6 protein-coding genes are annotated in these 12,034 nt (G+C 73.7%); 4 read left to right on the top strand and 2 right to left on the bottom strand.

Features of this window, described 5'->3' with window-relative positions:
* Window positions 1-105 precede the first annotated feature (105 nt).
* Both QUY26_RS15120 and QUY26_RS15115 read right to left on the bottom strand, forming a co-directional pair.
* Complete coding sequence (locus QUY26_RS15120) at window positions 106-699, bottom strand: hypothetical protein (protein WP_289946855.1); 594 nt, start codon at window positions 697-699, stop codon at window positions 106-108.
* Between the two features lie 100 nt (window positions 700-799).
* On the bottom strand, window positions 800-2,053 hold the full coding sequence (locus QUY26_RS15115; RefSeq protein WP_289946853.1) for a nucleotide sugar dehydrogenase: 1,254 nt from the start codon (window positions 2,051-2,053) through the stop codon (window positions 800-802).
* Window positions 2,054-2,377: 324 nt separating this feature from the next.
* On the opposite strand from QUY26_RS15115, the gene QUY26_RS15110 reads away from it, so the two are divergent.
* From QUY26_RS15110 to QUY26_RS15095, 4 genes are all read left to right on the top strand, one after another.
* Window positions 2,378-4,084 carry a glycerol-3-phosphate dehydrogenase/oxidase gene (locus QUY26_RS15110; protein WP_289946852.1) on the top strand — a complete coding sequence of 569 codons (1,707 nt, stop codon included), beginning with the start codon at window positions 2,378-2,380 and terminating at the stop codon, window positions 4,082-4,084.
* Between the two features lie 322 nt (window positions 4,085-4,406).
* Window positions 4,407-6,731: a serine/threonine-protein kinase gene (locus QUY26_RS15105; RefSeq protein ID WP_289946849.1), complete on the top strand. Its 2,325-nt coding sequence runs from the start codon at window positions 4,407-4,409 to the stop codon at window positions 6,729-6,731.
* Window positions 6,732-6,897: 166 nt separating this feature from the next.
* Window positions 6,898-10,029 (top strand): protein kinase, encoded by a 3,132-nt coding sequence (locus tag QUY26_RS15100; RefSeq protein ID WP_289946847.1) that lies wholly within the window; start codon window positions 6,898-6,900, stop codon window positions 10,027-10,029.
* 190 nt (window positions 10,030-10,219) lie between these two features.
* Window positions 10,220-11,965: a serine/threonine-protein kinase gene (locus tag QUY26_RS15095; protein WP_289955732.1), complete on the top strand. Its 1,746-nt coding sequence runs from the start codon at window positions 10,220-10,222 to the stop codon at window positions 11,963-11,965.
* The last annotated feature ends 69 nt before the right edge of the window (window positions 11,966-12,034 follow it).

Raw genomic sequence — 12,034 nt, 5'->3', positions numbered from 1 at the left:
CACGGAGCTCGAACAGCGAGGAGCCCGGGCCGCCGACACGGCGGCCCGGGCTCCTCGTCGTTCTCGGGGCGTCCCGGTCGTGCTCCGGAGCTCGTCCCCGGCGTCCTACTGCGCGGCGCGCTTGGCGCTGCCGAAGGCCGCGACGGCGGCTATCACGAAGAACACGTACGTCATCGCGTCGGCGTCGTGCTTCCACGCCTCCTGCACGAAGTCGAAGTGGTCGAAGAACACCTCGGAGAAGCCGAGGTTCAGCTTGTCGGCGATGACGATGGAGGCGCCGACGAGCTGGCCCAGGTACACCGCGCCGAGCGAGAAGACCGCGGCGAGCGCGCCGACCGCCGGGTTCGGGCCGCCCACCTTGCCCGCGACCAGACCCACGACGAAGCCGACGCCGACCGCTGCCCAGCCGATCTCGTGCTCGGTGGCGCCGATGATGCCGCCGTAGACGCCCGCGGCGACCAGGGCGGCGACGAGGGCGACCGCCACGCCGAGGCCGACGTTGCCCCGCGCGGCCGGGGGCGGCGGCGGGAAGCCACCGGGCTGCGGCTGCTGCGGGAAGGGGGCGTACGGCTGCTGCGGCTGCTGGCCGTAGGGCTGTTGCGGCTGCTGCGGATAGCCGTACCCGGGCTGGCCGCCGTAGGGCTGCTGCGGCTGGCCGTAGGGCTGCCCGCCCTGGCCTGGAGGCGTGGGCTGCGTCATCTGGGTCCCCCTGGGAAGTGAGCGCACTGGTGTGCGGTAAGTGACTGGATCCGCACGGTAGCAGCAGCGCGCGAAGGGCCCCAGGGGGTTGTGTGTGGGATCAGAGGCGGTGGGCGGCACCCGCCGGGGTCGCGCCCCTGGTGTCGAGCAGGAGCTGGGCCTTCACGGCGAGGCCCTGGAGGTCGTAGGTGCGGTGGTGCTGGAGCAGGATCGTCAGGTCGGCGTCGGCGGCCGCTTCGTAGAGGGAGTCCGCGCGGGGCACGGGATGGCCGAGAACGTTCCAGTGGCCCACATAGGGGTCGTGGTAGCTGACGGCGGCGCCGAGCTCCATGAGGCGGACCGCGATCTCCTGGGCGGGGGCGCCCTGCTGATCGGCGACGTCCGGCTTGTAGGTGACGCCGAGGAGCAGCACGCGGGCGCCGCGCGCGGACTTGCCGTGCTCGTTGAGCAGGGTCGCGGCGCGCTGGATCACATAGCCCGGCATCCGGTCGTTGACCTGCTGGGCCAGCTCGACCAGGCGCAGCGGGCGCAGGCCGCGCGCGGGCCCGGGGACGTCCAGGGGGACGCCGTGGCCGCCGACGCCGGGACCGGGGCGGAAGGCCTGGAAGCCGAAGGGCTTGGTCTCGGCGCAGCGGATGACGTCCCACAGGTCGATGCCGAGGTCGTGGCAGAGCACCGCCATCTCGTTGACCAGCGCCATGTTCACGTGGCGGTAGTTCGTCTCCAGGAGATGCACGGTTTCGGCCTCCCGGGGTCCGCGCGCGCGGACGACCTTGTCGGTCAGGCGGCCGTAGAAGGCGGCGGCGGACTCGGTGCAGGCGGGGGTGAGGCCGCCGATGACCTTGGGGGTGCCCGCGTAGCCGTGGGTGCGGTTGCCGGGGTCGAGGCGGGCGGGGGAGTGGGCGAGGTGGAAGTCCCGGCCGGCGCGCAGGCCCGAGCCCTGTTCGAGCAGGGGGCGCAGGAATTCCTCGGTGGTACCGGGGTACGCGGGTGACTCCAGGATGACCGTGGTGTGCGGGCGCAGCCGGGCGGCGAGGGCACGGGCGGCGTCGGCCACCTGGCCGAGGTCGAGCGAGCCGTCCGCGGCGGGGGGCGTGGGGGCGCAGATGACGGCCGTGCGGACGCGGCCGAGCTCGGCGGGGTCGGTGGTCGGCCGGAAGCCCCCCGAGAGCATCCGGCGGACGTCGGCGGCGGTGAGGGTCCCTTCGGTGCCGTCACCCGGAAGGCGGCCACCGGCCAGGTCGGGTGCGCGGCCGGGGTCGTAGCCGATGGTGGCGATGCCGCCGGCGACGGCGGCCTGGGCGAGGGGCAGGCCGAGGTGGCCGAGACCGATGACGGCGAGGTCAGCTGGCATGGCGGTGAGCCGTCCTTCCCAATAGCCGGGGCGGATATAGCCAAAGCGGGACGATCGCGCAAGCCCTGTGGACAAGATGGGCGAGCGCAATGTCAGACTAGGAGTAAATATGACCGATTTGCGGGATTGGACCCCTTCCGGCATCGGAGTGTTGGCGGCGGTTTCCACCCCGCGCATGCTCCCGATGGCCCCGCCTTTCCCTGCAGTCACAGCAGTCACGGCGGGCTCAACGTTTTCCACAGGCCGTGCCCCAACCCGGCGGGCTCGACCAGAATCTGGGCATGATGTGAGCGCGACCACACCCGAAAAGCACGGGAGGCAGCGGTGAGGACAGCGACTCTTGGCCCGGCGGAGCGCGCCGAGGCACTCGCGGGCATGGCCGAGCACGAGCTGGACATTCTCGTCGTGGGCGCCGGCGTGGTCGGCGCGGGCACCGCGCTCGACGCCGTCACCCGCGGCCTGAGCACCGGTCTGGTCGAGGCCAGAGACTGGGCCTCGGGCACGTCGAGCCGGTCGAGCAAGCTGATCCACGGTGGCCTGCGCTATCTGGAGATGCTGGACTTCGCCCTGGTGCGCGAGGCGCTGAAGGAGCGCGGCCTGCTCCTCGAACGGCTCGCACCGCACCTCGTGAAGCCCGTCCCGTTCCTGTATCCCCTCCAGCACCAGGGCTGGGAGCGGCTGTACGCGGGCTCGGGCGTCGCGCTGTACGACGCCATGTCGATGGCGCGCGGGCACGGCCGCGGCCTGCCCACGCACCGCCATCTGACCCGCCGTCACGCCCACCGCGTGGCCCCGTGCCTGAAGAAGGACGCCCTGGTCGGCGCCTTGCAGTACTACGACGCGCAGATGGACGACGCCCGCTATGTGGCCACCCTCGTGCGCACGGCCGCGGCGTACGGCGCGAAGGCGGCCAACCGCGCCCGGGTCACGGGTTTCCTGCGCGAGGGCGAGCGCGTCGTGGGCGCCCGGGTCCAGGACGTCGAGGCCGGCGGGGAGTACGAGATCCGGGCCAAGCAGGTCGTGAACGCCACCGGCGTGTGGACCGACGACACCCAGGCGATGGTCGGCGAGCGCGGCCAGTTCCACGTCCGTGCCTCCAAGGGCATCCACCTGGTCGTGCCGAAGGACCGGATCAACTCCTCGACCGGGCTCATCCTGCGCACGGAGAAGAGCGTGCTCTTCGTGATCCCCTGGGGGCGGCACTGGATCATCGGGACCACGGACACCGACTGGGACCTGGACAAGGCCCACCCGGCCGCCTCCAGCGCGGACATCGACTATCTCCTTGAGCATGTGAACTCGGTGCTCGCGGTGCCGCTCTCGCGCGACGACGTGCAGGGGGTGTACGCCGGCCTGCGGCCGCTGCTCGCCGGGGAGTCGGACGCCACCAGCAAGCTGTCCCGCGAGCACACGGTCGCCCACCCCGCGCCGGGCCTCGTCGTCGTCGCGGGCGGCAAGTACACGACGTACCGCGTCATGGCGAAGGACGCCGTCGACGAGGCGGTGCACGGTCTGGACCAGCGGGTCGCGGACTGCGTCACGGAGGACATCCCGCTGGTCGGCGCCGAGGGCTATCGCGCGCTGTGGAACGCCCGCGCGGGCATCGCCGCCCGCACCGGCCTTCATGTGGTGCGCGTGGAGCACCTGTTGAACCGGTACGGCTCACTGGCGGAGGAAGTGCTCGAACTGGTCACCGCCGACCCGTCCCTGGGTGAACCGCTGGGCGCGGCCGAGGACTACCTGCGCGCCGAAGTCGTCTACGCCGCATCCCACGAGGGCGCCCGCCACCTGGACGACGTGCTCACGCGCCGCACCCGCATCTCCATCGAGACCTTCGACCGCGGCACCCGCAGCGCCCGCGAGTGCGCGGAGCTGATGGCGCCGGTGCTCGGCTGGGACAAGGACCAGATCGAGCGCGAGGTCCAGCACTACGAGAAGCGGGTGGAGGCCGAGCGCGAGTCGCAGCGTCAGCCGGACGACCTGACGGCCGACGCGGCGCGGCTCGGGGCACCGGACATCGTGCCGCTGTAGGGGGCTCTGGAGGGCGTGGCGCCCTGGCCGGGCGTCGTGCCGCCGGAGTTCGGCCTTCCCCGCCAGCAGCTCGGAGCGCGGGGGAGGCTGACCTTCCGCTTGTCAGCAAGTAGTCAAGGAGTGGTCAGCGTTTCTGGGTGGTTTGACCCGAGGAGGGCGGCCAAGGGGGGTATGGACAGCGAGGTTTGGGGTAGTGCGCCGGGGTTCACTCGGTGGGAATGTCCATGATGTGGGACGCCGGACCCGCGGCGTCGGCCGGTCCTCGGGTGAGGGACAATGAAGGCTCTGTCGGGGCTGGTTGTGCGGGTAGTTGAGGGGACGCATGTCGGAGGCTGAGCGGACGGGCGAGGCTCGTCAGGATCAGAGCGCACGTCTCCTCGCGGGTCGGTACCGGCTCGGCGACGTGCTCGGCCGCGGCGGCATGGGCACCGTCTGGCGGGCCAAGGACGAGACGCTGGGCCGCACGGTCGCGGTCAAGGAACTGCGCTTCCCGTCGAGCATCGACGAGGACGAGAAGCGCCGGCTCATCACGCGCACGCTGCGCGAGGCCAAGGCGATCGCCCGGATCCGCAACACCAGTGCCGTGACGGTCTTCGACGTGGTCGACGAGGACGACCGGCCCTGGATCGTGATGGAGCTGGTCGAGGGCAAGTCCCTGGCCGAGGCCGTGCGCGAGGACGGACTGCTCACGCCGAGGCGCGCCGCGGAGGTCGGGCTCGCCGTCCTCGACGTGCTGCGCTCGGCGCACCGCGAGGGCATCCTGCACCGCGACGTGAAGCCGTCGAACGTGCTGATCGCCGAGGACGGCCGCGTCGTTCTCACCGACTTCGGCATCGCCCAGGTCGAGGGCGACCCGTCCATCACGTCGACGGGCATGCTCGTCGGCGCCCCCTCGTACATCTCGCCGGAGCGGGCCCGCGGCCACAAGCCCGGCCCCGCGGCCGACCTGTGGTCGCTCGGCGGCCTGATCTACGCGGCCGTGGAGGGCGTGCCCCCGTACGACAAGGGCTCGGCCATCGCGACCCTCACCGCCGTGATGACCGAGGCCGTCGAACCGCCGCAGAACGCCGGTCCGTTGCTGGAGAAGGTCATCTACGGCCTGCTCGCCAAGGACCCCGAGCAGCGGCTCGACGACGCGAGCGCGCGGGCGATGCTCCTGGAGGTCGTCAACGCCCCGGACGTCCCCGAGGGCAAGCCGGAGCCGGTGGACGCGACGAAGGTCGTGCCGCTGCCCCCGGTCCCGCCGCAGGCGCCGCCGTCCGGTTCCGGCGGTGGCCGCAAGGGTGAGGAGGCCGCCGAGCGGCTGAAGGGCGCGTTCCGCTCGGTGCGCAAGAAGGCGGCGGCCGCGGCCACGTCGGCTCGCGGTGCGGGCGCGGCAGGTGGGGCAGGTGCGGCCGGTGCTGCCCCTGGTGCCGGGGCGGTCGGTGGCGGTCCGGGCGTCGGCGCCGGTGGCGGTGCGGGCAACGCCGGTTCGGCGTCGGGTGTTTCGGCCGGGTCCGGGGTGGCCGGACACGGTGGTGGTGGCGCCGCGGGTGCCGCCTCCGGGACGGCGAGCGGGACGGCTGCTTCGGGTGCGGCCGGTCCGACCGGTGCTGTCGGTGCGGGGGAACGTATCGGCGGTGCGGCTGGGAGCGGTGGCGCCGAGCGTGGTGCTGGTGCTGGTGCTGGTGTCGCGGGGCGGGCCGGTGGCACGGGCGCGGGGGCGGGCGTGGCCTCCGGGAGCGCTGGTGCCGGAGTCGGCGCGGGCGCGGGGATGAACTCGGTCGGTGCGGGAGCCGGTTCGCACGGCGCTGCGAGGGTCCCGGCGCAGCCCGCCAGGCCCCCGGTGCAGCCCAGCGGCCCGCCGAAGCCGCCCGCAAGGGCGCCCCTCACGGACGTGGTGCCGCGGCGCACGCTGGTGATCATCGCGGTGGTCGTCGCCCTCGCCGTGCTCGGCACGGTGCTCGCCTTCGCGCTCAACGGCGACGGGGGCGGCAAGGACGCCAAGAGCGGCGGCGACACGTCCTCGTCCAGCGGGGCGACCGCGGGCGGCGAGGGCAAGGAGAAGGGCTCCGGCAAGGACTCGGGGAAGGGCGACGACTCCGGTTCGGGTCCGGGCAAGGACGGCCAGGGCGACCCGGGCAAGGAGCAGGAGGACAACTCCGGTTCGGGCTCAGGCAAGGACGACGACGCGGGGCAGGGCTCGGCCATCGGCGGCGGCAAGGGCAAGGACGACGGCGCCGAGGAGACGTACAAGCACGCGCAGGGCTTCTCGATAGGCCTGCCGAAGGGCTGGAAGTTCCGTACGACCGACCGCGCGGGCGCGCGCTTCATCGGTCCGAACGGGCAGAAGCTGCTCATCGGCTGGACCCCGACGCCCAAGGACAACCCGGTGGCCGACTGGAAGAACCAGGAAGGCGGCATGCGCCGGGCCCAGTACGAGCGGATCCGGATAGAGAAGGTCGACTTCCGCGGCTGGAACACGGCCGACTGGGAATTCACCTACGTGGACGGCGGTACGAAGTACCGCTCCGTGGACCGCGGCTTCGTCGTCAACGGCAGCCTGGGCTACGGACTGATGTACACCGCGAAAGCGGAGGACTGGGGCAGCAAGCAGCGCCGCGACGCCTGGCGGACCTTCACGCGGACCTTCGAACCGAAGAAGTGACGGTGGGGCGGGACCGATGAGATGGCCGGGCGACGACCGGTGAGATCTCGCATCCCCTCAATACGGTTCGGTTGTGGCACGTATCGTGAGTGCTTGCGGAGGGTAAGCAGCCGCAACGAGCCGTAAGTCGAACGGAATTGACCACCGGGCGGATGGGGGAGGCATCGTGGACGACTATGCGGGACGGGTGCTCGCCGACCGTTACCGCCTGCCGCTGCCCCCGGCCGACGAGTACGAACTCGCGGAGAGCCGCGCCTTCGACACCTACAGCGGCCAGGAAGTCCTGGTCAGGCAGGTGCCGCTGCCCGAGATCGTCGAGGCGGAGGTGCTCGGCGACGAGGCGTACGGCGACGGCGATCTGAGCGACGTCCTGCCCGGCGGCCTCCCTAAGGGCTTCCGGAGCGCGCGCGGGAGCGCGGGCCGGGGCGGCGCCCGGCGCCCGGGCTCGCGCGCCACGCGCAGGCCCAGCGACCCCGCGGTCCTGCGGGCCATCGAGGCCGCGCAGGCCGCCGCGCGCATCCCCGACCACCCGCGGCTCGACCAGGTCTTCGACGTGTTCGCGGAAGACGGCTCGCTGTGGATAGTGAGCGAACTGGTCGCGGCCAGGCCGCTCGCCGCGTTACTGGCCGACCGGCCGCTGAACCCCTTCCGCGCGGCGGAGGTCGCCGCGGACGTCGTCACCGCCCTGCGCGTCCTGCACGCGCACGGCTGGGTGCACCGGAACATCACCGCGCGCACGGTGCTGGTCTGCGACGACGGCCGCGTGATGCTGACGGGCCTCGCCGCGGGCGCGGCGGAGGAGGCCCTGTGCGGGTACGACCCGCGCCCGGAGGAGGACGACTTCGCGGGCTTCACCGAGCCCGAGGGCGCGGTGCCCGAGCCGACGGGCGGCGCGGGGTACGCGGTGGAGGCTGCGGGGGCGGACGGGGACGCCGAGTACGTCGAGCGCGACGGGTACGAGGGACACGAGGGGTACACCGAGCACGAGGGGTATGCCGAGGAGCCCGGGTACGACGGGAGCGACGGGTACGGCCGGGGCGAGGAGTACGGCGGGGGGCCCGCGTACGGCGAGGGCGGCGGGTACGGCGAGGGACTGGCCCACGGCGAGGGTTCCGGGCGCGGTGAGCCCGCCAAGTACGGCGAGCACGGCGCGTATGGAGAGAACGGCGCGTACGGCGACCGCGGCCGTGCCGGCAGTGGCAACGGATCGCGTGGGCACGCCGCGATCGAGGCCGCGCGGCGCGCGGACGACGGCGGGACCGAGCCGCCGTACGGCACTGCCGAGCGGGACCTCAGGGCGGCGCGGGCCGGGGCCATCGCCGCGTACCGGGCGGGCGCCGCGCGTGCCGCTGCCCGGGTGAGCGAGCGCGGGGCGGCGGGACCGGTCGAGGCGGACGGCGGCGCTGAGCGCGCTGACGGCTCGTACGGCACCAACGGCTCGTACGGTACGTACGGTGAGAACGGCGCCGAGGGCACGGACGGCGAGGGCGGCTCCGTCGGCGCGGGCGGTGCCGTCGGGCACATCTCGGATCCGTACGGGGTCCGGGAGCGGCAGAAGAAGCCGTGGCACGGGGCGGTGCCGCGCGCCGGGGCCGTACCCGCGCAGGGCGGCACGCCGGGCTCCCACGGCGCACCCGAACCCCACCGCGCGCCCCGCCCGCACGGCGCACCAGGCCCGCACGAGTCGGCCCCGCACCCCTCGGCCCCCCGCGAGTCGGCCCCGTACGCGCCGCCTCCGTACGCCCCGGCCCCGTACCAGCCGAAGCCCGACTTCCCCGCCCCCGCTGCCCACTCGGCCCCCGCCGTGCGCCCCGCGCACGACCTCGCCAAGGCGAGTGCCCCCAGAGGCACAGCCGGTGCCCCCGAGGGCAACGCCCGCCCCCGTGCGGGCGAGTGGGACGACCCCGCGGGCGAGCTGCGCGCGCGCCGCGGCCCGACCACCGCGCTCGCCGCCGAGCGGGCCAGGCACGCGCGGATGACCGTCGTCGGCGCCGTCACGGAGCGGTGGGCGCCGGAGCAGGCGGGGCCGGTGCACGACAACTGGCAGCTGGCCGCGCCCATCGGACCCGCCACCGACCTGTGGGCGCTCGGCGCGCTGCTGTTCCGCGCCGTCCAGGGCCACGCCCCGTATCCCGAGGACAGCACCGCCGAGCTGGTGCAGCTGGTGTGCGCGGAGCCGCCCGCGTTCGCGGAGGAGTGCGGGCCGCTGCGACCGGTCGTGGAGTCGCTGCTGCGTCAGGACCCGACCGAGCGCATCGACTTCGAGGAGCTGAGCGGCTGGCTGCGCTCCCTGGTGCGGTCGGCGCCGGAGCCCGACGCGGGCACGCACGTGGTGCCCGCGCCGCCGTACGACGGCGGCAGGCTGCCCGTCGTACGCCGCCGCGGCGAGGTCGTCCGCAAGCGCCGCTCGCCCGCGCCGGTCCCGGCCGGGGACGACGGCGGCCAGGGCCACGGCCGCCACAAGCGCGGACGGGAGCGTGTCAAGGAGCGCAGGGACACCAGGCCGGTGCGGGCGCCGCGCCCCGAGCGGGCACCGAGCACCCGGGGCCCGCGTTCGCTCGGCCGTGTCCTGCTCGCCGTGATCCTGGCCGGTCTGGTGGCGGCCGTCGCGTACGCGATGTTGTTCATGCCCGAGTCCGGCGAGGGCGAGGACACCGGCCGCACCGGCAACGCGGGCGAGGTCAGCCCGGCGCCGAGCGACGACGGGAAGGGCGCGGACCAGGGCAAGGAAGACGGCAAGGAAGGCGGCGGGAGCGACGGCCAGGACGGCGGTGAGGACGGGAAGGCGTCGGACCCGCAGAAGTCCCCCGGTTCGCAGGAGCCGCAGACCGCCGACCCTGACGTCGCGTCGGGCTTCACGCTGCGCAAGGACGCCGAGGGCTTCAAGGTGGCCGTCGCCGACGGCTGGGACCGGCAGCCCAAGAACGGCCGCGGCCAGGTCCTCTACACCCACGGCCGGTTCGAGCTCGTCGTCGTCCCGGGCCGCGACAGCACCGGCGACTTCGGCACGGACCCGATGAAGTACCAGAAGGAGGACGAGCGCGAACTCCAGCCGTTCCGTGACTCGTCGTGGGCCACGTCCAGCGGTCTGCGCCTCGTCGACGTGGGCGGAAAGCCCCGGGCCGAGGGCCAGTTCACCTGGCAGGACACCGACGGCACCGAGGTGTTCGTACGCAATCTCGCGATGGCCGTCGACGGGAAGTACCACGTGGTCCAGGTCCGCGGGCCCGAGGCCGAGCGGGACGAGGTGACGCGTCTGTTCGAGCAGGCGTCGGCGTCCTACCGTCCCTCCGGCTGACGTCCTTACGGCCGCCAGGGGCAGGTCAACCGGCTCTCACCGGGCACGCGCTCGCCCCCTGTCCCTGTCACGGTGCGGTCTCCGATCACCCCCTCCCGTTCCCCGCGCGTGCGCCCCTCCTTACCCTGGGCTCTGGCAAACCTCAGGAACCTGGCCCTGCCAAGACCAACTGCGGGGGAACGTGAATCAGATGCAGGGCCTGCTCCTCGCCGGCCGCTACCGACTCGGCGAGTCCATCGGCAGCGGCGGCATGGGCCGTGTGTGGAGCGCGCGGGACGAGGTGCTGCACCGAGCCGTCGCCGTCAAGGAACTGACGGCGGCCCAGTGGGTGCAGGAGGCCGACCGCGAGGTGCTGCTCACCCGGACGCAGACGGAGGCGCGCGCCCAGGCCCAGATCAACCACTCCGCGGTCGTCACGGTCCACGACGTCCTGGAGTACGACGACCGGCCCTGGATCGTGATGGAGCTGGTCGAGGGCCACTCGCTCGCCGACGCCGTCCGGGACCGGGGCCGCATCGAGCCCCGCGAGGCCGCCCGCATCGGCCTGTGGGTGCTGCGGGCCCTGCGCGCCGCGCACGGTGCCGGGGTCCTGCACCGCGACATCAAGCCGGGCAACGTCCTGCTCTCCGATGACGGCCGGGTGCTGCTCACCGACTTCGGGATCGCCTCGATCGAGGGCGACTCGACCATCACGCGCACCGGCGAGGTCGTCGGCTCCGTCGACTATCTGGCGCCCGAGCGGGTCAGCGGCGCCAACCCCGGCCCCGCCGCCGACCTGTGGGCGCTCGGCGCCACCCTGTACACGGCGGTCGAGGGCAACTCGCCGTTCCGGCGCACCTCCCCGCTCGGCACGATGCAGGCCGTGGTGACCGAGGAGCCCGAACCGGCGCGCTACGCGGGGCCGCTCGGACCCGTCATCTCGGCGCTCCTGGCCAAGGATCCGGACGCGCGGCCGGACGCGGCCGAGGCGGAGCAGCTCCTCGCGGAGGCCGCGGAGGGACGGCGTCCGGGCGGTGCGCAGGCGTACGTACCGACGACGGTGCACGAGCAGCCGACGCACCCCACGCCCCCGCACCCCACGCCCCCGCACCCCACGCCCTCGCACCACAGGCCCCCGCACCACCCGTCCACCGCGCCCCCGGGGTCCGCCGCCCCCACACGCGCGGGGTACATCCCGCCCTCCGCCGCACCGGCCCCGCACGCCCAGGCCCCGCACACCCAGGGCCCGCACACTCCGCCCTCGGCCACGCCGACCCAGGGAGCGTCACATTCCGGCCACGTGGGGCACGGCGTGGGCGCCACCACCACCCCCACGCCCACAGGGCCCGCGCGCCGGCGCTGGCTCCGGGCCCTCGCGCCGGTCCTTGCGGCCGCGGTGATCGGCGGCGGCTCGGTGTTCGGCTACCTGTACTTCGGGGGCGGCGACGGCGGCAGCGAGGCCAAGGACGGGAAGGGCAAGGGCGACAAGTCCGGTGAGGTCGTCGGCACGATCCCCAAGAGCTGGGTGCGCGTGCACGACGCGGAGGGCTTCAGCCTCATGCTGCCCAAGGGCTGGCAGCGGCAGGTGGACGGCAGTCAGATCGACTACACCCCGGACAACGGCCGCCACTTCGTGCGCATCAGCGTCGACCCCAGCCCCGACTTCGACAGCCCGTACGCCCACCAGCTCGACCTGGAGAAGCAGCTGAAGAGGCTGCCCGACTACCGGCGTCTGCACCTGAACTCCAACACGTTCCGCGACCGGCCCGGCGCACTCTGGGAGTTCAGGTGGACCGCGGGCGCCAGCGACACCACGAAGGGCCCTCGGCAAGCCATCTCGCAGAGCTACATCAGCCGGTCCGGCACCGAGTACGTGATCTACATGTCGGCGCCGGAGGGAAACTGGGGCAAGACCCGGCAACAGTTCGACGCGGTGCTGCGCGGCTGGCGGGACTGACGCGGACCGGGCGACGACCCGGATCGGCCGACGACGCGGACCGGGCGAGGATCCGGACCGGCCGACGAC

Source organism: Streptomyces flavofungini (assembly GCF_030388665.1).
GTDB lineage: Bacteria > Actinomycetota > Actinomycetes > Streptomycetales > Streptomycetaceae > Streptomyces > Streptomyces flavofungini_A.
The sequence above is the reverse complement of the archived record's forward strand: the minus strand, read 5'-3'. Positions and strand labels throughout refer to the sequence as shown.

Coding starts and splice junctions, on each gene's coding strand:
- QUY26_RS15120 (WP_289946855.1), bottom strand. CDS start 699: ATGACGCAGCCCACGCCTCCAGGCCAGGGCGGGCAGCCCTACGGCCAG.
- QUY26_RS15115 (WP_289946853.1), bottom strand. CDS start 2,053: ATGCCAGCTGACCTCGCCGTCATCGGTCTCGGCCACCTCGGCCTGCCC.
- QUY26_RS15105 (WP_289946849.1), top strand. CDS start 4,407: ATGTCGGAGGCTGAGCGGACGGGCGAGGCTCGTCAGGATCAGAGCGCA.
- QUY26_RS15095 (WP_289955732.1), top strand. CDS start 10,220: ATGCAGGGCCTGCTCCTCGCCGGCCGCTACCGACTCGGCGAGTCCATC.